This is a genomic window from Sediminibacterium sp. FW305-C-61 (assembly GCF_058231065.1).
Genome location: NZ_JBIQXR010000002.1, coordinates 407806 through 431465, shown reverse-complemented (window position 1 = coordinate 431465; position 23660 = coordinate 407806). Strand labels below are relative to the sequence as shown.

At 40.4% G+C, this 23660-nt stretch carries 20 protein-coding genes; 4 read left to right on the top strand and 16 right to left on the bottom strand.

The features are described 5' to 3' along the window. Window positions 1-216: 216 nt before the first annotated feature. The 4 genes from ACH30E_RS07075 to ACH30E_RS07060 all read right to left on the bottom strand — a co-directional run bounded on the left by ACH30E_RS07075 (window position 217) and on the right by ACH30E_RS07060 (window position 6865). Entirely contained in the window at window positions 217-3666 is a 3450-nt protein-coding gene (locus tag ACH30E_RS07075) for a PAS domain S-box protein (RefSeq protein WP_490824259.1), read from the bottom strand. A gap of 2 nt (window positions 3667-3668) precedes the next feature. After that, on the bottom strand, window positions 3669-4211 hold the full coding sequence (locus ACH30E_RS07070) for a heme NO-binding domain-containing protein (RefSeq protein ID WP_490824257.1): 543 nt from the start codon (window positions 4209-4211) through the stop codon (window positions 3669-3671). 14 nt (window positions 4212-4225) lie between these two features. Further along, window positions 4226-5374 carry an FIST signal transduction protein gene (locus ACH30E_RS07065; protein ID WP_490824256.1) on the bottom strand — a complete coding sequence of 383 codons (1149 nt, stop codon included), beginning with the start codon at window positions 5372-5374 and terminating at the stop codon, window positions 4226-4228. Between the two features lie 138 nt (window positions 5375-5512). Beyond that, a complete protein-coding gene (locus ACH30E_RS07060; protein WP_294994472.1) occupies window positions 5513-6865 on the bottom strand; it encodes a sigma-54-dependent transcriptional regulator in 1353 nt (450 codons plus the stop codon). A gap of 251 nt (window positions 6866-7116) precedes the next feature. On the opposite strand from ACH30E_RS07060, the gene ACH30E_RS07055 reads away from it, so the two are divergent. Both ACH30E_RS07055 and ACH30E_RS07050 read left to right on the top strand, forming a co-directional pair. Then, complete coding sequence (locus tag ACH30E_RS07055; RefSeq protein ID WP_294994469.1) at window positions 7117-7680, top strand: sigma-70 family RNA polymerase sigma factor; 564 nt, start codon at window positions 7117-7119, stop codon at window positions 7678-7680. 10 nt (window positions 7681-7690) lie between these two features. After that, a complete protein-coding gene (locus ACH30E_RS07050) occupies window positions 7691-7936 on the top strand; it encodes a hypothetical protein (RefSeq protein ID WP_294994466.1) in 246 nt (81 codons plus the stop codon). 35 nt (window positions 7937-7971) lie between these two features. Here ACH30E_RS07050 and ACH30E_RS07045 read toward each other — a convergent pair whose 3' ends face one another. The 6 genes from ACH30E_RS07045 to rpsO form a co-directional block, all read right to left on the bottom strand. After that, the gene (locus tag ACH30E_RS07045) at window positions 7972-8634 is read right to left on the bottom strand and encodes a YdeI/OmpD-associated family protein (RefSeq protein ID WP_294994463.1); all 663 of its coding nucleotides are present in this window, start codon (window positions 8632-8634) and stop codon (window positions 7972-7974) included. A gap of 294 nt (window positions 8635-8928) precedes the next feature. Then, window positions 8929-9732 carry a M48 family metallopeptidase gene (locus ACH30E_RS07040; RefSeq protein WP_490824253.1) on the bottom strand — a complete coding sequence of 268 codons (804 nt, stop codon included), beginning with the start codon at window positions 9730-9732 and terminating at the stop codon, window positions 8929-8931. 184 nt (window positions 9733-9916) lie between these two features. Then, window positions 9917-10579, bottom strand: a complete 663-nt coding sequence (gene plsY / locus ACH30E_RS07035; RefSeq protein WP_294994457.1) for a glycerol-3-phosphate 1-O-acyltransferase PlsY — start codon at window positions 10577-10579, stop codon at window positions 9917-9919. A 79-nt stretch (window positions 10580-10658) separates the two neighbouring features. Then, window positions 10659-11471: a 50S ribosomal protein L11 methyltransferase gene (prmA, locus tag ACH30E_RS07030; RefSeq protein ID WP_490824252.1), complete on the bottom strand. Its 813-nt coding sequence runs from the start codon at window positions 11469-11471 to the stop codon at window positions 10659-10661. A 186-nt stretch (window positions 11472-11657) separates the two neighbouring features. Further along, complete coding sequence (gene pnp, locus ACH30E_RS07025) at window positions 11658-13805, bottom strand: polyribonucleotide nucleotidyltransferase (RefSeq protein ID WP_490824250.1); 2148 nt, start codon at window positions 13803-13805, stop codon at window positions 11658-11660. Between the two features lie 153 nt (window positions 13806-13958). Continuing rightward, entirely contained in the window at window positions 13959-14231 is a 273-nt protein-coding gene (gene rpsO, locus ACH30E_RS07020; protein WP_294994448.1) for a 30S ribosomal protein S15, read from the bottom strand. Window positions 14232-14504: 273 nt separating this feature from the next. Between rpsO and ACH30E_RS07015 the strand changes: the two genes are divergently transcribed. Further along, window positions 14505-15407 (top strand): ribonuclease Z, encoded by a 903-nt coding sequence (locus tag ACH30E_RS07015; protein ID WP_294994445.1) that lies wholly within the window; start codon window positions 14505-14507, stop codon window positions 15405-15407. A 95-nt stretch (window positions 15408-15502) separates the two neighbouring features. Here the strand turns inward: ACH30E_RS07015 and ACH30E_RS07010 are convergent, their stop codons facing one another. From ACH30E_RS07010 to ACH30E_RS06985, 6 genes are all read right to left on the bottom strand, one after another. After that, window positions 15503-16642, bottom strand: a complete 1140-nt coding sequence (locus ACH30E_RS07010; protein ID WP_490824247.1) for an alpha/beta hydrolase — start codon at window positions 16640-16642, stop codon at window positions 15503-15505. Window positions 16643-16792: 150 nt separating this feature from the next. Further along, window positions 16793-17422, bottom strand: coding sequence for an outer membrane lipoprotein periplasmic chaperone LolA1 (gene lolA1, locus ACH30E_RS07005; protein ID WP_294994439.1), 630 nt, complete (start codon window positions 17420-17422; stop codon window positions 16793-16795). A 114-nt stretch (window positions 17423-17536) separates the two neighbouring features. After that, window positions 17537-20110 (bottom strand): FtsK/SpoIIIE family DNA translocase, encoded by a 2574-nt coding sequence (locus ACH30E_RS07000; RefSeq protein ID WP_294994436.1) that lies wholly within the window; start codon window positions 20108-20110, stop codon window positions 17537-17539. 92 nt (window positions 20111-20202) lie between these two features. After that, on the bottom strand, window positions 20203-20592 hold the full coding sequence (locus ACH30E_RS06995) for a DUF423 domain-containing protein (protein ID WP_294994433.1): 390 nt from the start codon (window positions 20590-20592) through the stop codon (window positions 20203-20205). Further along, entirely contained in the window at window positions 20585-21091 is a 507-nt protein-coding gene (locus ACH30E_RS06990; RefSeq protein WP_490824246.1) for a shikimate kinase, read from the bottom strand. The genes ACH30E_RS06995 and ACH30E_RS06990 overlap by 8 nt, the downstream gene beginning before the upstream one ends. A 99-nt stretch (window positions 21092-21190) precedes the next feature. After that, window positions 21191-22375, bottom strand: a complete 1185-nt coding sequence (locus tag ACH30E_RS06985) for an acyl-CoA dehydrogenase family protein (RefSeq protein WP_490824245.1) — start codon at window positions 22373-22375, stop codon at window positions 21191-21193. A gap of 251 nt (window positions 22376-22626) precedes the next feature. Between ACH30E_RS06985 and ACH30E_RS06980 the strand changes: the two genes are divergently transcribed. Next, complete coding sequence (locus ACH30E_RS06980) at window positions 22627-23544, top strand: DUF4097 family beta strand repeat-containing protein (RefSeq protein WP_294994423.1); 918 nt, start codon at window positions 22627-22629, stop codon at window positions 23542-23544. Window positions 23545-23660: the final 116 nt, after the last annotated feature.

The following is a 23660-nucleotide window of genomic DNA, read 5'->3' as shown; positions in this document are numbered from 1 at the left end:
ATGATAGATCTTGTAAATCATGAAAATCTGTGTTCTATTAATAGCAAATAGTGCATTTAAGGCAACCAACTATTTCTTAAAGCAACTGACTTTAAATTTTCTCCCCCCTCTTTAATTCCATTAAAAGCAGAAAGTCTATATTAAGCACCCTCAAGGCATGTCGCTTGAAGCTTGCAGCTTGAAGCAAATTTTCCCCCAACATCAATACCTATCGAACTAAATCAATTCTTTTTTCATCTCAGCAACTACTTCCATTAGCCTGGCTTCTGTAAAACTTATTTGTTCGGCAAGGTTATCAACCTGCTCATTTTCTTTCCCCGCTCTTTCTATTTCCCGGATAACTTTTTCCAGGGAATGTATCTTAAGGTTATCGATAGAAGGTTTTAACTTATGTGCCGCCTCTCCCATTTCTTTAAATTGCCCGGCATTGAAAGACTGTTTTATCTGACCTACAATTTGTATGGATTGTTCACTGAATAAGAGAATCATTTTTTGTATAAAATCCTGATCACCCCTGGCTATATCCTCTAAGCCAGCAAGACTATATAATGATTCGGTGGAACCCGAATCCGTTAATTTTGTAATCATTGGTTGATTGTTTTGATTGTGCAGCCAATATGAAATTGTTTTGATAAACTCCTCTTCTTTAAAAGGTTTGGCAATATAAGCGTTCATACCTGCCTCGATACATTTATCATTCTCGCCTTTCACTACATTGGCAGTTAAAGCTATAATGGGAACAGGGTTATTGTTTTTACGAATCTGTTGTGCGGCTTCAAATCCATTCATCACCGGCATATGAATATCCATCAATACCAGGTCTACTACTCCATCGGCAATGGTTTCTAAAGCCTCTGCCCCATTTGTGGCTTCTATCACGGATGCACCATAATTTTTTAGAATAGTGGATGCTATCAAACGATTCATATCGTTATCATCCGTAACAAGTATACATTTCCCTGAAAGAACATCTGCCGAAACAGCTTCAGTTACAGGAATTATCAGATCACCATCTGTACCTTTCTTTAACTCAAGAGATAACACCACTGATGTACCCTCTCCTTTTTTACTAAACACTTTAATCGTACCATTCATCAGCTCAATCAACTCTTTACAGATGCTCATCCCCAAACCTGTACCACCATAGCGTCTGGAAACAGAGTCTGATTCCTGACTGAATTTATCAAATAAGCGGTTGATAAATTCAGGATCCATGCCTATACCCGAATCAGTAACAGTTAAACAAATTTGCTGTGAATCAGCTTTGTCTTCAATCAGTTCAAGTAGAATATCTACTTTTCCTTTATCGGTAAATTTAATCGCATTACTTAACAGATTCAGCAGTATCTGATTTAACCGGTATGGGTCACCAATGAGTATTTTGGATATTTCATTATCGCAATAAGAGTTGATTAGTTGCAACCCTTTTTCTTCCGCTTTATGCATTACTACCTGCATCGCGTTTGTAATAACATTCCTGGGAGAGAAACCAATTTTTTCAAGGTTGAGTTTCCCTGCTTCTATTTTAGACAAATCGAGAATATCATTGATAATAATTAGCAGGTTATCTGCTGCCTGGTTAATGATATTTAAATAAAATTGTTGTTTTTCATTCAGGCTGGTTTTGTTAAGCTGATTACCCATTCCAATGATGGCATTCATAGGTGTCCGCATTTCATGGCTCATGTTGGCCAAAAAAGTTTCTTTGGCCCTTGCAAGCATTTCTGCATGTTCACGGGATCGGATTAATTCAGTTTCCAGGTTTTTCTGTCCAGTTATATCTGTATGTGTACCGGTAATACGTATCGGTTTACCGTTCCTTCCTTTTTCAATAACAACACCTCTGTCTAGCACCCAACGAATCGTTCCATCTTTATGAACAATCCTGTATTCCAAACTATGTGAGGTAATTTCTCCGGCCCTGTACTTCCGGTCATTATCTATCAACAATTCTTTATCAGCTTCATATACACTGGCCCACCAAATTTCCTGATTGTTGGAAAGATCATTTGTTGAACAACCCAGGATCTCATTATTGGTTTTTGAAAAATAGGTTTTACCTGTGGCGAAATCATGTTCCCATACATTATCACCAATATTCTCCAGTGCTTTTCTGAAGCGGCTTTCAGATTCTTTTTCTTTAGTAATATCTGCTTCCAATGCAAAGAAGCCGGTAATTTCTCCTTGCTCATTGATAATAGGCTGTCCATCTATTCTTACCCAATAAGTTTCACCAGATTTTGAATAGTTAAGTATCTCTGCATTAAAGGATTCACCTTTTAAAATCTGATTGCTCAGGTATGAAACGGTAAGGGGATTCGTTTCAGGTCCCTGAAGAAATGACCCTGGTTTTTTTCCGATTACCTCTTCACCAGAATAACCTGTTATGGTAACAAAGCTCTTATTAACCCAGGTTATTCTTCCTTCTTTGTCTGTAATAATTACAGCATTACTGTTATCTTCTACAATTTGAGATAGTATGCGTAGTTTTTCTTCATTTATTTTTTTATCGGTAACATCTTCTATAAATCCAAAAAATTCAACAATCTGTCCGGATTTGTTTAATACAGGCTGACTCACCGACCGGCCCCAGAACCATGACTTATCTTTACGATAATAAATAATTTCGGTACTAAACCCTTCTCCCCTGAAGAATGATTCCAGAATTTTAGTTAATGACTGCTCATCTGTTAACGCTCCCCTGCAAAGCTCAACAGGCGTTTTTCCAATTATTTCTTCTTGACTATAACCGGTTAGTTTACAGAAACCTTCATTAGCCCAGGTGATCTGGCCATTAGGGTTGGTAAACAGCACGCCGAGTTTATTGGCACTCGCAACAAGCGATAAACGCTCAAGTTGCTGCTGGTCATTTTTCTGCTGGGTAATATCCCTGCCATAAACATTCACATAACCTTCATCCATCATAGTAACACAAACAAAGGAATAATCACGTCCGTCCGATTTAGCTTCGATGATCCATCGGGGATTTGATTTATCAATTATAGCTGCTACCAGGGCAAAAAAATCATCGTTACGATAAACCTTATTCTTGTATTCAAAGAAATCCAGTTTTGCAGCCGCAGGGTTGTTTCTTAAAACTTCACCAGAGAAATTAATCCTGATTAAGGGATCAGGGCTTTGCGTAGGAAACAATGCTATATCATGTGCTTCTTTATTGGCTTTTTGTAATTCCTTTTTCTGGGTATTAATGGTTACAATCAGTTCCTTCAAATCATCATTTGTAATCTCCCTTGATTTGAGCACATGTAACAAATCGATCAAAGGATCATGATTGGCAAAATCATCTATTACCAAAGCCCTTTCCTGTATATCTTCAATGGAATTAATCCAGGGTGACCCTACAAATAAAATCTCTTCTGTTTCAGTGAACCATTCAAACTGACCTCTTAATGTTGTTTTAGTTCCAGTACAGGTTTCAATAATGACCAATTGATTTACCAATTGCCGAATTGTTTGGAAATTGGTATCAGTAACAAAGGGTCTTACGATTTTAAAACACTGGTTAAAAGAACTATTTTTTTTCAATCCACACATTTTTTCAATAGAGCTGCCAAATGAACCCAATTCTAATTCCTTATTTACCCTAAGGTAAAAAGGAAAAAGGCGGTTCAAACGCTCATGATTGAAAAAAAATTGTTCAGACATAGTTACCAGCTTACTTTAAAAATTTCATGTGTATCCCCATCATTCCTGCTTTGTATTAATTCTATTGATGCTTTAACATCATACATAATTGCCAATCCATTGAGTAATCCATGCACAAAATCCTGTAACCCTTCCCTTTTTGAAAAATAGTGTACATGTATCGACGCTTCTTCAATATTACTCACTTTAAATTCCGGTGGTGTTAACTTAGGATACATCAACATGATCCTGTTGTGAAATAAAGGAAGGTTTACCAAAAACTCTTTCAGGTTCTTACCTCCTGATTCCATCATACTGCCATATTTCTCCTTCCCTGTCTTCAATATCCACCACTCTCCAAATGCATACAGGATATCTGCAATTTCCATCTTCATCACCTCGGCTGCCGCTTGAGCAAGTTGGTAGGTGATCGCATCATCATAGGGTTCATTGCTTAGGAAATAATCAATTTCAATACCACTCTTTAATTTGATGGCATCCCATTCCTGTTCCCCAAATTTCGCTACAATGAGGTCCTGAATTGCTTTATTAACAATACCGTACATTTTTTGCTTAGGGTTTAACCTGTTATGTCTTCATAAAAGGAAGTGATCGTCATAGTTTGGTTATGTAACTTACAACTTCCCCCATCCTGAAAAGGAGATATTTCACCGTAAGAATAAAACCCTGCCATAATGGTGTTATTATTGAAGGTTTTGGCCACTGATTTCACTTCTTCAACTGTTTTACTTCCTAAAATCAGCTTTCTCCCTACACAGGAAATTAGTAAAGAAAAATCGGGATACCTTTTTTTATCTGGTAATGACAGTTCAGCGGCTTCTGCTGCGGCATAAGTTAATTTAGTGAAGTTAGCTTTCATGAATCGCACATAAGAACCTTCAGGTATATCACCAGCGAAAGTCATACTCTTCTCCGATTCATTAACAGACAATATTGTTCGTACCACTGCATTTCGCGACCCCGGCATGGTAACCGATAGTGGAAAAAGCAAGGCCGAGCCCGGAAGGTTTTTAGATTCTTCACCCAGGTATCTTTTATAAAGCTCCAAAGCATTTTGATGCTCTATTTCGAACAACACATTGCCTGATGCGCTGGTTACTCTTTTCTCCAACCCAAACTGATCCCACCCACCCTGAGATCCATGTGCTATTTTAATGTTTTTACCATACAAGCCGATTGCAACAATTTCTCCTTCAATAGGCTGCTTATTCAGTCCTACTAATGTAGAACTGAATGCCGCATCGTCGCCTGCCAGTCCGCCGGTAACCATTACCTGCTTATTGATCTGGGTACTCAATCCTTTAACGAGGTCGCTGCCATTTACAAGGCTACCATCTGAAAAAATCAATAAGTGAACAAGGTCTGCCTGAGGCAATTGTTTTGCAAGACTTGCGGCTGCTAAATAGCTATTACTGTAATTTTTTATATTTACCGATGCGGCCACTATTTTAGTTGTTTCAAATTCCATGGCCACCACTACAAATGCGTGATCTTCAACCTGGTTGTGATAAATTTCTCCTGAAGTACTGCAAAGTGCAATTTCAGCAGAAGGAAATTTATCTCTAACATGCTGATAGGCTTTAGGCTGTTGCAACATGGTTTTAGATGCAAAGCATAAAACAAGCGCAACCTGACTTTCATTTACAAGATGGCTATCAATATGCATTTCCCATAAATCACCTAATAATCGGTATATACAAGTTTTCATAAAAATTACTTACAAAACAAATAATCAAAAAGAAAGCCAATTTGCCAATGGATATACATAATTGATAATCAACATTTTACAAATCTCCCTTTCTTTTAAAATTCTATTATTTGGAACAAAAATCCACGAAATGGAACACTAGTTCAGTTTCAATTCGCCTGTTTGCAACATTTTATAGATGGTACTTTTCCCGACATCCAACGCTTTTGCTGTTTTTTTAACGTCATTATTATTACGCATAAGAAAATGCTGAATGATATCGGAAGTATATTGACGCAGTGTTTTGCCTTCCTGCAAAAACACTTCCGTTGTTTTAACGGAAGAAAATGTAATATCATCTGCTTTTATTTCATTCTTTTCGCACATCACTACACTTAATTCAACCACAGCTTTCAATTCTCTTACATTTCCAGGATAAGGATATTGCATTAGTTTGTCTTTGGCCTCTGCCGAAAATTGCATAATACCCAACTTATTATCTTTTGCAAAAGCATCGGCAAAATGTTTCGCCAGAATAAGTATATCGTTACCACGGTCACGAAGTGGAGGTAAATCAATCGGCAAGCCTATTACACGGAAATAAAGATCTTCCCTAAAATTTCCTTTCTTTACTTCCTCGGCTAGGTTTTTATGAGTAGCAACGATTAGTCTTACGTCTAATTTTACCTGTTCGCTACCACCTATGCGCGTTACTTCTCTCTCCTGCAATACCCTTAATAATTTTGCCTGTACATTCAAGCCCATCTCTGCTATTTCATCCAAGAAAACTGTACCTCCATTTGCCTCTTCAAATTTGCCGGCTTTTCTTGCCACTGCCCCTGTAAACGCCCCTTTCTCATAACCAAACAATTCACTTTCAATTAACTCATGCGGAATAGCAGTCATATTTACTGCTACAAAATTTTTTCGTTTTCGACTGCTGTTATAATGTATCGCCTTGGCCACTATTTCCTTACCTGTACCAGTTTCTCCTGTTATAGAAATATTTATATTAGTTCTAGTTGCTTTGTCCATCATAGCGAAAATTTTATTAAGTTTTTCACTTTGCCCAATGATGGATTTTTGAAAGGTGAATTTTTGTCCTAGTTCTTCCCTCAGCTGCTCTACTTCTTTTCGGAGCAACTGGTTCTCACGTATTCTAATTACACTTTTCCAAAGTAAATCTTTAGTAGCATCATCTTTTACTAGGTAATCATCAACCCCAGCTTTCAAAAGCGATACTGCAATTGATACTTCTTCCTGTGCGCTGATAATAATAACCGGAATTGTGGAATTTAATTCCCTGATTTTTTTAAACAGTTCATCGCCTCTCATATCTGGCAATGAAAAGTCAATGGTAATAATATCAGGTTTTGCAACCAGGTTATTGAGACATTCTTGCCCTGTTTCAAATCTGACCACTTTATAATCCGGGTTTAAACCAAGATGATAGGCTAATATTTCTCCATACCATGGATCATCTTCTACAATGAAAATTTTAAACGCTTCCATAAAATTATATTTTTGGCAACCAACACCCGGTTATATAACAATTTACGGAATAAACGCAGTAAATAGAAAAAATCCCAAAAATGGAATAATAAGTTAACCAAGCCATGATATAGTGAAATTTGGATCGGATGGTTTTAGAAAATAGTACATTGCAGGTGCTAGGTGCTGGGTATTAGGTGTTAGGTATCACCCATAAATCAGACATCAGCCATCCGACATCAACCATCCAAAATCTGTCATCAATAAATCACATGACTCATCAACTCGAACCCAATAACTGGATTTCCAACTACGCGGATGCGCTTTATGGCTATGCTAAGCCACGGGTGAATGATGCGCAGGTGGCAGAGGATCTCGTTCAGGAAACATTCCTGAGTGCATGGAGAGCAAAGGATGGCTATAAAGGAGAAGCATCTGAGAAAAGCTGGCTCTTTACCATATTGAAGAATAAGATCATCGATCATTATCGTAAAAAGGCCAAAGAGATTGTACAAACCGGATCGGAAAACGATGCTACTGATCGATTTTTTGATGAGAAGGAACATTGGACAGATACCGACAAACCCCTTAACTGGGGATCTGCCGCTTCGGACCCTATAATGCAAAAAGAGTTTTTTTCTGTTTTTGAGAAATGCAAACAGAAACTGCAGCAGGTTCAGCAGCAGGTATTTGTGATGAAGTATATGGATGAACTGGAGGCGAATGAAATTTGTAAGGTACTTGGTATCACACCGTCTAATTATTGGGTGTTGATACACAGGGCGAAGCTTGGTTTAAGGGCTTGCCTTGAAAAAAACTGGATCAACATAAAATAATATTTAGCGCATGGGATTGTTTAGCATCAGTTGTAAAAAAGCAACTTACCTAAGCTCAAAAAAAGAAGCAGGTAAGGCAAACTGGATCGAAAAGATTCAGCTACGCTCCCATTTGGTGATCTGTAGCCTATGCCGCTTTTTCGAAGAACAGTCAGCCATCATTGCAGATCATGCCAAACACAGCGAATGCACCGAGACCCTTCCCGAAAAAACAAAAATCAAAATAAAAGAAGCACTTGAAGCAGAAACAACATAGAAAAGCTTGATCTATGATTTCTGAATTTTGATTTCTTATTTCTCCGAAGGATTCTTTTTACCTGCAAGTAATTTCTCCAGTGCAGTTTCCAATCTTCTTTGCTTGGTTTCTTCCTTTTTTGCGCCCTGGATCCAGGTTACATATTCTTTCTGGTTGGTGAAGGACAAAGAGCTAAAGAATTCCTTAGCTTCCTCATGCTTTGTAAAGAGCCTTTCCAGTTCAACAGGAGCTACTACCAATCTTTTTTCAAAATCAACCCCTATTTCCTGGCTTTTCACTTCAGAGAAAGCACGGGAGCGATTGGGGATTTTCTCGGTTCTTTTAAACCGGATCGCGCTCCACACATGATCGAGGGCGACCATTCGAACCGATTCGTACTCTTTTTTGGTGAGGCAATCCCAACTGCAATCGCGGTTCAGGTCACTCACTATTTTACTGGTGGTTTTAGGATAAGCCACCCATAGTTTGCTGTCTTCATGCAAAGCAGGTAACACCTCACAGAGTACATTATTCAACTGCTGCTGGCTAATCGCAAATACGAGGGCAAAATCTACCTTTCTGCTTCGCAATAGCGGGGTTACATTCTTAGCGTAAGTTAACTTGGCAAACTGTTTTTCTATAGCTGAAGGAAGTCCCTGAATCAACAGGTTCTTCTCATCCTTCAACTGCAACTTTTCCAACACGGTCTGATTTGACATGCCTAAAAACAAATTAGCAGGATGAACAAAAGAAGTGCAAAGTTAAAAAAATGTTACCGCTTTCCGCAAACAATTGCAGGGTATTTTGTGTTTAAGCAGCATTTTTTAACATAAAAAGCTTGGAAATGTTGGGTTATATTAGAATAATCATATATGATTGATAGTCCGGAAGACCGAAAGTCCGGGAGTCCGGGGGGCCGGAAGACCGGAAGTCGGTTAGTTCGGAAGTCTGTCCTTCGTCGGACTTCCGGACTTCCGGACTCTCGGACTTCGAACTTCGGACTTCCTCTCCACTCACTTCCTATAATACTCCCTTACCGTCTCATCCATAACCTTCTGCAGTTCTTTTATACGGGTATCGTCTGCTGGGTGGGTGCTTAGGAATTCCGGCGGCTTATTGCCACCACTGGCCTTGGACATTCTTTGCCAAAATGCTATGGCTTCTCTTGGGTCGTATCCAGCCAGCGCTGAAAACATGAGTCCAAGTTTATCCGCCTCTAACTCATTCTTGCGACTAAAAGGAAGCATCACTCCTACACTGGAACCAATGCCATAAGAAGTCATAAATAGGTTTTGGGTTTCTGCGGGCTTAGAAGAAATAGCAGCCGAAAGTGCAATTCCGCCCATTTGTTGAATAAGTCCCTGACTCATTCTTTCACTACCATGACGTGCAAGCGCATGTGCAACTTCATGTCCCATTACAACCGCCAGTGCTGCTTCATTTTGTGTTAGAGGAAGTATCCCGGTATACACAACAATTTTACCCCCTGGCATACACCATGCATTGGGCTCTTTGTTATTTACCAGATTTACTTCCCACTGAAAACTTTCGAGTTCTTTCGAAAGGCCTTTTTCAGCATAATATTTTTTGATGGCTGTGATGATATTTTCCCCTACTCTTTTCACCATAGCAGCGTCTTTATTACCATTTGGCACAGCAGGATTGGTTGTCATAAACTCCTTATACTGGGTAAATGCCATGGCCTGCACTTCTGATTCAGGTATCAGGTTAAGCTGATTTCTTCCTGTAATGGCATTACGATGGCATGAGCTGATCGCCATTGCAAGTATAATGGCTACAATTGGAAATTTTTTCATAAGAACAATTTTTAGGAAATAAGAAAAAACCTTGCCAAAGGTGTGAATTGTGAATGGTCAATTGTGAGTAGTCAGTAGTGAGTGGTTATGCGAGTGTATAGTTATGGTTGAGTGTATAGTTGGTATTTCTACCGAATACTTACTACTCTCTATTCACAATTCACAATTGACCATTCACACCCTGCTAGTCCTGCTTAAACCTGTCTCGGCGAAGACGACGTCTGTCGCGGTGGCGAAGGATGGGCACTTTACTTTCTGTGCCTTTGAGCATGCGGGTGATATTTTTCTGGTGGGTAAGTACTACCATCAGGGCTACCAGTACTGCGAATATGCGGTACAGGGTTTCTTCTTCATTGAAAATGAAGAGAATAAAAACCATGAATGATATTCCTGCCAGTATGGAACTCAGCGATACAAATCGGGTCATGTACAATACAAAAAGAAATACACCGATACAACAAAGTGCAACCATTGGCTGGATGGCAACCGCCATTCCCAATAAAGTAGCAACTCCTTTACCACCCCTGAAACCTGCCCAAATCGGGAAAATATGACCTAATACCGCTGCGAGTCCTAGGCCAATCATGAGATTGGTTCTATCCCATTCATTCGTAAGGTAATAAGGTAAAAGAATATAAAGTGAGGTAGCTAATACGCCCTTAACCACATCCACAAACATCACAATACTGCCCCATTTGGAGCCTAGTACACGGAATGTATTAGTGGCACCGGCGTTACCACTTCCATAGTCTCTGATATCAATACCAAAAAATGTTTTACTTACCCAAATAGCGGTAGGGACAGATCCAATCATGTAAGCCAATGCAATGAGCAATAATTCGTTCATCGGGGGGTGGTTGAAGTTTGGAAGTACAAATATACCGATTTTGAAGATAATGATAAATTAACATTAGCGTTGGGGAAAATTAAGCCCGAAGCCGAATCGCTATCCACGTTCCCCTAAGCACTGTTTTAAGGTGCTGCCAACCCAATGATTTACAAGCTGTTAAAATATCCTTTTCGTCCTCGGCAAGTAATCCACTCAGGATAATTTCCGCCCCTTTACCCGCCGCTTTCGATAAATTTACCAGGTTATCGAGGATGATATTTTTATTAATATTTGCAATTACAATTTCAAACTGCTCAACGGTTTCAGCAGTATTATTTTGTTGAATATCAATATACTTACACCCATTAATTAAAATATTTTCTGAAGCATTTTCCACACACCATTCGTCATAGTCAACCGCCAGAATATGGTTGGCGCCTAACTTTTCAGCCAGAATAGCCAGTATGCCCGTACCGGTACCATAGTCAAATACCGATTTATCTTGAAAATCAATCTCTTGCATCAATTGCATTACCGCATAGGTAGTAGCATGGTGACCAGTTCCGAAGCTCATTTTAGGCGTTATGATGATCTCATGCTCTACATCCTTCAGTGGTTCGTGAAAACCGGCACGAATGCCTACAAAGTGATCAACCAATACCGGCTCGAAATTGGCTTCCCAGACTGCATTCCAATTTTCCTTCTTAATAATTGATTTTAAATAACTTAAAGAATACAACTCAACTATTTCTTTCAATGAAGATTCGATAAAGGAAGCTTCTTCTATAAAAGCTTTTAGCTCATCTTCCGATTCTTCAAACCCCTCATACCCTAGTTCTGCCAATTGGGCTATCAATAGTTCACGGGTTTCATTTTCGGGGATGGGGATGGTTATTTGGTAGTGATGCATTGAAATTTGGAAATTTGAAAATTTGGAAATTTAGAAATTTGGATATTCGATTGAGAAGGGTATAGAATTCCTGACGAGCGTTTCGGTTTAATGCACTTAAAAAAGGGCAGTTAAAACAAGACCCCCTGTTTTATCAGGAGGTCCTATTTCGACATTCATTATTCAATATTGATCATTGATCATTCTCTACGCTTCTTCCTCACGTGGCTTTCCACCTTCTGGTTTCGGCATCAGCACTTTGCGGCTAAGCTTGAATTTTCCGGTTTTAGGGTCGAGTCCAACGAGCTTCACTTTCACCATATCTCCTTCATTGAACAATCCTTCCATTGATTCAAGACGTTTCCAACTGATTTCGCTGATGTGTAATAAGCCCTGTTTTCCTGGCATGAACTCAACAAAAGCGCCGAATTCTTTGATGCCCTTCACCGGACCTTCATAAACATCACCAACTGTTGGCGTTGCGGTAATACCTTTTACCCATGCTACTGCTTTATCTACAGAAGCTTTATCGGCTGAGAAGATACTTACTTCACCGGTATTGCCCACTTCTTCAATATTGATGGTAGTACCTGTTTCACGCTGAATTTCCTGGATCACTTTACCACCTGGTCCGATTACCGCACCGATGAATTCTTTATCGATCACCAGTTTAACCATACGCGGAGCATGTGGTTTAACATCATCACGATGTGCAGGAATACACTCATACATAGCATCCAGGATATGTAAACGGCCTTTACGCGCTTGCTCTAAGGCTTCACGCATAACTTCCATACTCAATCCATCTACTTTAATATCCATCTGTACACCACAGATACCATCGCGGGTTCCGGTTACTTTAAAGTCCATATCACCGAGGTGATCTTCATCACCAAGGATATCGGTAAGGATAGCATATTTACCATCTTCGCGGGTAATTAAACCCATTGCCACACCACTTACGTGTTTAGGTACAGGAACACCTGCATCCATCAACGCCAGTGAACCGGCACATACGGTGGCCATAGAAGATGAACCATTACTTTCCAGGATATCACTTACAACACGCACAGTATAAGCATAGTTGCTGCTGTCTGGCATCATTTGTTTCAATGAACGCATAGCCAGGTTACCATGACCAACTTCGCGACGGCTTTGACCGCGCATCATTTTCACTTCGCCAGTGCTGAATGGAGGGAAATTATAATGGAGGTAGAATTTCGAATCCACAGATTTTGCGGCACTCTCTACCAACAGGTCATCCAGTTTGGTACCAAAGGTTACGGTTGTCAATGATTGTGTTTCACCACGTGTAAACAATGCCGAACCGTGTGGGGTTGGCAATGGATCAACTTCCATAGCCAATGGACGAACTTCATCGAGCTTACGGCCATCCAAACGGAAACGGTCATCGATGATCATACTACGAACTACTTCCCATTTCAGGTCTTCGTAATATTTTTTAGCCAGTTTCTTATCAGTATCAGTTACTTCTTCACCAAGGCTGGCAATCAGTTCGTCTTTCAATTCACTATATGCATCACTGCGTTCATGCTTGGCAGAGCCTTTGCGTGAAATTTCATATACTCGGTCTTTGGCAAAAGCATAAACTTTTGCTTTCAGTTCTTCATTCTGCTCAGGCTTCTTGTAATCGCGCATGGTGGTAACACCTTTCTTGGCCCTCAGTTCTGCCTGTGCCTTGATCTGTATACGGATAGCATCGTGCGCCAGTTCCAGCACCTTGATCAGATCTGCTTCTGAACATTCTTTCGCTTCACCTTCCACCATCATCAGATTTTTTTCTGTTGCGGCTACAATGAATTCGATTTCAGATTTCGCTAATTCGGTACGGGTTGGGTTAATGATATATTCACCATTGATACGACCTATCCTAACTTCACTGATGATTTCTTTGATAGGAATATCAGATACTGCCAATGCAGCAGATGCAGCCAGACAAGCCAGTGAATCTGGCATTACTTCAGCATCGCTAGATACCAGGCTTACGAGCACCTGAACATCACATAAATAATCTTCGGGGAATAATGGACGCAAAGCGCGGTCGATCAAACGGCTTGTTAGAATTTCATAGTCGTTCAAACGGGCTTCACGTTTAAAAAATGAACCTGGAATGCGGCCAGCGGCAGCAAATTTTTCCTGGTAATCAACGCTTAATGGGAAGAAATCCTGTCCTTCCTTAGGTTCTTTATTGGCAACAACGGTAGCTAAAAGCATACAATTGCCCTGGCGCACTGTAACGGCACCATCGGCCTGACGGGCCAGTTTTCCGGTTTCGATGGTAACAATACGGTTGCCACCGAGATCAAAACTGACACTGATTGGTTGTGATAACATAATTCTATTTTGTAGTAGGCAAGGCCTGCACAGGCGGGAAAAATGCAGGAAGCCTGGTTAGGGAAATGATCTAAAACAGGTACAGACACAAATAACTATTCCCAACCGTTCAAAAGTACCAGTTGGGAATAGCATGTATCATAGACTGAAAAATTATTTTCTCAGACCCAGTTTCTCGATCAGTGCACGATAGCCCTGCAGGTTTGTTTTCTGCATGTAAGTAAGTAAACGCTTACGCTGACCTACCATCTGCATCAGACCACGGTGAGTGGAATAATCTTTTTTATTGGCTTGTAAGTGCTTTGAAATATGGGCAATACGTTCAGTCAGCATTGCTACCTGACCTTCGATTGAACCCGTGTTGGTGGCTTTTCCACCGAATTCAGCAAAAATGCTGGCTTTTTTTTCTGTTGTTAAATGAGACATCTGAAAATGTTTAATAGACTCCGGAATGTTTTCCTCTTTTTTTTATCGGCTGCAAAGGTATGATATATCAGGCAAAATTTGTAATTTTATAGCCTGAATTTTACCCCCTCCCGTAATCCCGGTAACAAATACCTTCAGAAAGTATCTATCCCCGGGTTCAATTCATTGCTTTTTCATTGGTTAGTGCCCGATATAAGGAAGCAATTTATTGATTTTCAACTCAATATACCGTAATTTGTAAATCCTGGTTTTATACCGGCAACCTGAATCTATATGTTTGGCGTAACCATTTTAGGCAATAATTCGGCACTTCCTGCTTACGACAGGCATCCAACTGCCCAGGCCATAACCCTGAATGAACAGGTTTTTCTGATCGATTGCGGCGAAGGCACCCAAATGCAACTGGCTAAATACAAGGTAAAAAGAGGTCGTATCAATTATATTTTCATCTCCCACCTGCACGGCGATCATTATTTCGGGTTAATTGGCCTTATTACCAGTATGGGGTTACTTGGACGGGAGCAAGACCTGCATATTTATGGACCACCTGCGCTCGAGCAAATTATTTGTCTACAACTCGACGTTGCGGCCACTACGCTTCCTTACAAAATAATTTTTTATCCGCTTGAAGGAGAAGGATTAATACTCGATCATCCAAAATTTTCTGTGGAAGCATTTGCCACCCAACACCGCATTCCCTGTTTTGGATTCATCATCCGGGAGAAAAAGAAACCACGCAAAATCAATAAAGATGCTGCAGTTGCGGCACATATTCCCGCTGTTTATTATGAAAGATTGAAAAACGGAGACGATTACGAAACACGCGATGGACAAGTCATCAAAAACGAAACAGTCACTTTTCCCAATACCCCCGGACGTAGTTATGCGTTCAGCGCAGACACTATTTACGACCCGGCTATAGCTATCAAAACAAAGGGAGTAAACTTACTTTACCACGAAACCACTTACCTCAAAGACCTCGAAGAAAGAGCCGCATCCCGCTTTCATTCAACCACGGTTCAAGCAGCCAGCATAGCCCAACAAGCCAGCGCACAAAAACTATTAATCGGTCATTTCAGCAGCAAATACGAATTACTAGACGATTTCCTCACCGAAGCCCAATCCGTCTTCCCAAACACCCAGCTTGCGATTGAAGGAACAACTTATTTAATTTGAAAATTAGACAATTTGAAAATTTGAAAATGAGGGAATGCCTACTTTGTAGTTCATTTTTAAAATTCAGAGAATACCATTTTCAAATTAACTCATTTTCAAATTTTCAAATTTTTCCCCATCCACTTATAAAAATCCGCAAACTCCTGTTTCCAGTAGGTTTCGTTGTGTTGTCCTAAAGGGTTTATTACGGTGCGGATGATGAAGCGTTGTTTCTTTTGTAGAATATCGCTCATCTTTTGCAGGTTGGGTACTGCATTGGTTGATTCTTTACTGCCAGTATACAGATAAAATGCAGGCATTGAACTTGTGTTGAAATTTTCAGCCATCTGGTAAATTTCATTCCCTAATTGCAGTGAGGGAGAAAATACACCTGCACCCCCGAATATATCAGGGTATTGCAACAACGTATAAAGACTTATCAAACCTCCCATACTACTGCCAAGCAGGTAATTATTCTCTGCAGATTTATAGGTTTGGTATTTACCGTCGATATAGGGCTTCAATGTTTTGGCCAGGAATTCAGCATAGGCTTTCCCCTCCCCTTTACCATACTGTGCATGATCCCAGGGATTGTATTCGTTTATTCTTTTTTCGCCCCCGTTATCTATCCCAACGATAATACATTCCTTTTTTAATTGTTGTTGAAGGGTATCCAGACACTCATCCACTCCCCATTCACCCGCAAATGCAGTTTGGTCGTTGAAAAGATTTTGTCCATCCTGCATGTAGAGTACAGGATATTTTTTGCCGGATGTTGTATATCCTTTGGGAAGATATATCCAGATTTTTCTTTTACGATTAAGCTGAGGTATACTAAATGCTGTATCTATTATTCGTACTTGAGGGCTCGCACTATACCGTTTAGGCTTATCGGGATATTCATCCTTCCAGCCAGGAATATCGAACTCTAGGCTGAGATCATTGTTTACTTCCAGTACCCGATCAGCAATATCACGACCGTCTGAAAAGGTTTCCACTTTATCAAATCCACCCCGGGTAAACTTAAAGGCATAGGTACCGGGCGCCATATTCTTCAGCACAATACTTCTACGGGAGCCCCCAAATGGTTTAAGCTTATAGTTTTCGTCTTTAGGGTTCCAGTTATTGAAATTACCTGCCACATAAATATCATCCCCAGCTTTGGCGGCAACAGTGTTTACAATAAGTCGAACAGAGAATTGTGCATTGGCCTGGACAGCAAGCAAAAAAACACATGCAGTAATAAATCGTTTCATACAATTAAAATACGAAAGATGTATGTTACTCTTGATTTTAAATGGTTAAAATCATTCCCTGCTCCAGACTTTAGTCCGGATGAAACAAAAAAGCCACAGATGCACAGATTAGTCGTCTGCGAACTGTGGCTTACAAAAAATGTTAGCTGCTTAATCCAATATCTCTACATCTTTTGGATATTTCGAAGCATTGAATGCAAATAGATTATCTGCCAGGTTTTTATTAGGTACAATATTGGTAAAACTTACCTGAACAGTGTTATTGCCTTTATCGAGGATAACTGCACGTACAATCATGTTTTTATTCTTATCAACAAAAATGTTCACTTTAGAAAAGTTTTTTCTGTTGTCGATAGGTTTCATTTCAATTTCATGCAAATTACCTTTGGTTGCTACCAGACGATAGGTAAAATCTTTATCATAAGAACCGGATAATATTTTTTGGGGTGTAAGTGTTTGCACACTTTCTTCTACAGCAGAAACAGTGATGGTTTTACTGCCATCATAATTATAGGTTTTATTACCGTCGCAAAGAATTTCCGTCTTCCCTTCTTTCAATACATATTTCTGTCCTTTCGTGATAATGGTTCCGGTTTTGGTTCCATTATTCACCCCTCTGCTTGTTACAGATTTGATAGAAAATCCGGCAGATATGGTTTTATATCCTTTAACCGTATTACTAACGGCATCGAGTATTTTTTTGGCATTTGGGTCATTTTGTGCATTAACCTGCAAAAACATCGCTACCATGACCAAAACAATCGAGTACAATTTATTCATGCTTTTTATTTGAGGGCGCAAATATAAGTTTTACTGTTTTGTAAGACAGTTCTCATGCACAATAGTTTACGCTGATTGCCGGGAAAAATGTTATAAATCGGTGAAAATGAAGGATTAACCCATGGAATCGAGGAATTCCTGGAGCTCCATATCGGTTTTAAACAGTACTTCTCTGGCTTTACTACCCTGGTTTGGTCCAACAACCCCTGCAGCTTCAAGCTGATCCATTAATCTGCCTGCACGGTTATAACCCAGCTTCATTCTTCTTTGTATCAGCGAAGTAGATCCCATCTGGCTTTGAACGATAAGTCGGGCCGCGTCTTCAAAAAGCGGATCACGGTCGCTGGCATCGAAGTCTTTACCTTCCATCTCTTTCTCATCTACGTATTCTGGTAAGAGGAATGCCTGTGGATATCCGCGCTGATCGCCGATGAATTCGCAAACATTTTCAACTTCCGGTGTGTCAACGAAAGCACACTGCAAGCGGGTAATTTCTCCATTATAACTTACCAGCATGTCTCCTTTCCCAATCAATTGTTCGGCCCCACCGGCATCCAGAATAGTACGGCTATCAATTTTACTGGATACTTTAAAGGCAATACGTGCTGGGAAGTTTGCTTTAATGGTACCCGTAATAATATTCACCGATGGACGCTGTGTGGCAATAATCAGGTGTATACCAATTGCTCTTGCCAACTGCGCTAACCTGGCGATCGGCATTTCTACTTCTTTACCAGCAGTCATAATCAGATCGGCAAACTCATCCACTACCAATACGATAAAGGGCAGGTACTGGTGACCTTTTTCAGGATTAAGTTTTCTGGCTGTGAATTTATCGTTGTATTCCCGGATATTACGGCAGCCTGCTTCTTTCAGTAAATCATACCGGTTATCCATTTCGATACAGAGTGCATTGAGTGTATGCACTACTTTTTTAGTATCGGTAATAATCGATTCTTCTTCACCCGGCAGCTTTGCAAGAAAATGTTTTTCGATAACCCTATAAAGACTTAATTCCACTTTTTTCGGGTCAACCAGTACAAATTTTAATTGCGATGGATGCTTTTTATATAATAGGGAAACAAGGATTGCATTCAAACCAACAGACTTACCTTGTCCGGTAGCACCCGCCATTAAAAGGTGTGGCATACTTGCCAGGTCCACGATAAAGTTTTCGTTGTCAATTTTCTTACCAATGGCAATTGGTAAGGAGAATGCGTTAGACTGAAACTTCTCACTGGCGAGTAAAGTTTTCATGCTCACCACGGTTTTGCGTACGTTCGGCACTTCAATACCAATGGTACCTTTTCCGGGTATGGGGGCGATGATACGAATACCCAATGCAGCCAGACTAAGTGCTATATCATCTTCCAGGTTTTTAATTCTGCTGATACGTACGCCTGGAGCTGGTACAATTTCATAGAGTGTTACTGTAGGACCTACTGTAGCTGCTATGCGCTGGATAGCGATATCATAGTTTTTGAGGGTTGCGATGATCTGGTTCTTATTGGTCTCCAATTCAGTCGGATCATGCACTATTTTTTCGCTACCGTGGGTTTCTAAAAGATCAAGTCCTGGGTATTTATAATCTTTAAGATCAAGTGTAACATCATATTTTGTATTGAGCTTACCCGGTTGTGGTGCGGGGGCGACTTCTTCTTCCTCTTCTGGTGTTTCTTTGATCTCTAATTCTAATCCATTTGAGTCTGTAGCCATCTTCTTCGGTGCCGGTGGAATTACATTGATCAGCGGCTCTGGCTTGGCGATGATTTCTTCTTCAAATTCAGGCAGTTCTTCCTCCTCTTCTTCTATTTCTTCATCCTCTTCCTCTTTTTCAACCATATCAAACTCATTCATTGGATCAGCTTCTTCCTCTTCTTGCTGAGGCATAATAACAACTACACCGGATCCTTCAGATTTAAGTTTATTGGGGCTTACTGTTTTTTCTGTTTCAACTTCGTCTACAAGGTCCGCATTTTCATCCCATTCCTGTCTAACGGCCACTTCATCATCAATACTCAATTTAAAGTCATCTTCGTGTGCTTTGGGAGATGGTTTACTGAATTGCCAATCTGGTACTTTAAAAGTTGGGTTGAATCGCCAGATAACATAACTGAATACCGACAATAACAATAATGCGCCAGTGCCAATATTTCCAATCCACTTTACAAACCATGCATTCAACAACTCACCCACACCTCCTCCCCAAGAAAAAGCACTGGCTCGTGAAACAAAAGCAAATGCCATACTCAGCACAACCAGTCCAACAATCATATAACGAAGGTTGCGCACAAGGCTGAATATTTTCTTCCCAAATAAGAGGTTGGCTCCTAACACAAAAAAGAAACTGCAAAAAAGATAGGATGCAAGTCCAAACCCTTTATTAATAAGCATATGCGCCACATAAGCGCCCAATACACCAAGCAGGTTATTTACTTTAACATCATCGGTGGCAAAAATGCGGATACCAAATTGATGAACCTTATCCTGATCTTCCTGCCAGGTAAATAAGTAAGAGGTAAATGCGACAAATAAGAAGATGGTCAGCAATAAGCTGGATGCCCCAAGTATTTTGGTGGTACGTTCATCCTTCACCACTTCAGTAACGGTAACTTCGGGTTCCTTATCAGGATTCAGTTCTTCCGGACTGGGTGCTGGAGGCGTTTTCTTCTTCAAGCGATTTGCCATGAAAACAAATATAAGCTATGCAAATGCCTGCATAACCGAACTACCCACTGATGTGCAAAACTGGTAGTATATGTTTAAGTTTTCCACCAATATCAGGCCCCTTTACTCAATCCAAGTGCCAGGCATATCCATCCTGCCACGAGTAAAGTGCCGCCAATGGGTGTAATCGGGCCAACCCAACCCAGTCCAGACACCTGTGCTGCAGATTTATAGGTTAAGAGGTACAGAGATCCGCTAAAACCGATCATACCGGCAATAAACAATACCCCTGCTGCTTTCATCAAAGAAGGACTTCCTGACGAAAATACAAGTCCGGTTAGCGCAAGCGCAAATACATGGTAAAACTGGTAACGTACCGCTGTTTCAAAACTGTTTAATGATTCTGGCGCCACAATTTTCTTGAGTCCGTGAGCTCCAAATGCGCCCAACACTACAGATAATGCACCTATAAATGATGCTGTTGTAAGAAATCCTTTATGCATATTGCTGAATAATTTTTTTAAATGAAGACTCACTGATTTCTTTTTCTCTTAAAATATGTTGCGCTTTCTCATATACGGGTGTGCGCTCAATAAGTTTGTTTTGCAGAAAATCAGCCAATGCCTCATCTGATAAAGATTGGATCAAGGGGCGATGTCCTTTCTCTGGTTTTAATCTTTCCACCAATGTCGCTATGGGTTCATCGAGCCAGATGGTGAGGCCATTTTTATTCATCCAGTCCATATTGTCGTGAAAGCAGGGAGCCCCGCCTCCGGTAGCCAGTACAAATGCTTTTTTCTCTCCGAACCACCGTAATATTTTGGCTTCTGATTTTCTGAAATAGTCTTCCCCGTCTTCCTCAAAAATCTCACTAATGCTTTTCTCTTCGTGGGATTCAATAAGGAAATCAAGGTCATACCCCCCAGTCTTTAACTTTTTGGCCAAATACCTGCACCAGTAAGATTTTCCGGCACCCATCATGCCGATTAGAAATACTTTCATTGATTAAAATTTGGGGTGAGCAGTGAATTGTGAATGGTGAATTGTGAATAATGGGAACACTCCCCCATTGACAATTGACCATTGACAATTCACAACGCACTACTTAAACGCATTCAATCCCGTAACATCCATTCCTGTAATTAAGAGATGAATATCGTGGGTTCCTTCGTAGGTAATTACGCTTTCCAGGTTCATCATGTGTCGCATGATGCTGTATTCTCCTGTAATGCCCATACCGCCCAGCATTTGTCTTGCATCTCTGGCTATTTGTGTGGCTATTTCGCAACTATTGCGTTTGGCCATACTTACCTGTTGTGGCGTTGCTTTTCCTTCGCTCATCAAAACACCTAATCGCCATACCATTAATTGAGCCTTGGTAATTTCTGTGATCATTTCTGCCAGCTTTTTCTGCTGCAACTGAAATCCACCAATTGGTCTGTCGAACTGCACCCTTTCTTTGCTGTAACGCAAAGCGGTATCGTAGCAATCCATGGCGGCACCCAATGCGCCCCACGCTATGCCATATCTGGCTTTGGTCAAACAACCTAATGGACCTTTTAACCCTGTAACATTCGGGAGTATATTTTCTTTTGGCACACGTACATTATCAAATACTAATTCTCCTGTTGCTGATGCCCGTAAGCTCCATTTTCCGTGCGTTGTAGGTGTGCTAAAACCTTCCATGCCACGCTCAACAATTACCCCCTGAATATTACCTTCTTCATTTCTGGCCCAAACAACCGCTACCTGAGCAAATGGGGCATTGCTGATCCACATTTTGGCTCCGTTGAGTATTACATGATCACCAGCATCTTTAATATTGGTAATCATACCTGAGGGGTTACTGCCATGATCTGGTTCGGTCAACCCAAAACATCCCAGCCACTCTCCACTTGCAAGCTTCGGTAAGTATTTATTGCGCTGCGCTTCATTACCATAGGCATAAATAGGATACATGACTAAACTCCCCTGTACGCTGGCGGTGCTGCGTACACCGCTATCTCCCCTTTCAAGTTCTTGCATCATCAGACCATAACTGATATAGTCTAATCCCCCTCCACCATATTCAACTGGAATGGTTGGACCGAAACATCCTAATTCCCCCATTTGTCGAACAATATGTTCTGGAAAGGACGCACGTTGGGCATAGTCTTCGATAATGGGTGAAATTTCTTTTTTCACATAACTTCTCACCGTTTCACGGATCAGCTTATGTTCTTCAGATAATAATTCATCCAATTGATAATAATCTGGCGATTGAAACAAATCGGTTCTGGAAGCCATGAGTTTGAAATTTTTAGTGATTTAGGTCGGTCGCCTGTTCGTCACGCAAAAATAAGGTTTGCAAGCTGTATGGCAGGTTTTGCAGTTTTTATTCTTCTACGTATCTTTTCAGTTTATTTGGCGTTAATACTCTCCCTATATCTTCTCCCCACTTTTATAATTTGTTTACTCACTGGATTTAAAGGAAAAATGATCGCTATTTCCAACCTTTTGCCTGTGCTTGTCTCTTATTACCAAAAACCTATACCAGCATGAAAAAGACCACCATTCTTTATAGTTTATTCCTGGCATTTTGCCTTTCAGCAACCGCACAGGAATCTTATAAATGGGCCGTAACAAAGCAAAAAGATTTCGCCAAAACCCTTCCCATTGGCAATTCGGTTGTATCCTTAAGGAACCAGTTTGGAAAAATGGATATTAAACATTGGGAAAAGAATGAGGTTAAGGTAGAAGCTCGTATAGTTGTTTCCACTCAGGAAGAGGCTTTTGCAAATACTTTATTGGATATGATCCAGGTTATTGAAAAAGTTGGCCCGGACACCCTCAGCTTCAAAACCCAGATTGGCGATGAAAAAAAAGGCTGGAGCACCAATCAAAGCAACAAAATGTCGATCGACTACACCGTTTATCTTCCCAATAACGCCAGATTGATTGCCTATAATAGTTTTGGTCCACTTGAAATCGGCGACCATGTTGGAGAGCTTGATATTCAGAGTAGTCATGGCAGTCTGGTAGCAGGGAAACTTTCAAATATTAAATCCATCAAAGTAAACTTTGGTAAAGCAAGAATAAGTAAATTAGGTAAAACAGAAGCCAGTTTTTCTCATTCATCTATTGATATTGAAGAGCTCACAGGAGATATAAGTGCCAATGTAAATTTCTGCAACAGCATTGACCTACCGATAGGAAATGCGGTGAAAAACATTGACATTAAGACTAGCCATACCAGTATTTACCTTTTATTACCGAAAACCATTAGCGGTGACTACAATATAGAAACTACCCATGCCACTGCATCTGGTAAAGGTAGTTTTGAACTGAAAGAAGACAAACCCGAAAACATTCGCGGAAGAGTAACATTCAACCACCGATACACCGGAAAGCTCGGAACTGGTGGTGATGCGAAGATTAATATTAAGAGTAATTTTGGGAGTGTGAGGTTGTTGTAGAAAAGTCTGAGAGTCCGGGAATCTGAGAGTCCGGGAGTCCGGAGTCCGAAAGTCCGAAAGAAGATTAATAGAGCACAATCTTCTTTCGGACTTTCGGTCTTCGGACTTTCGGTCTT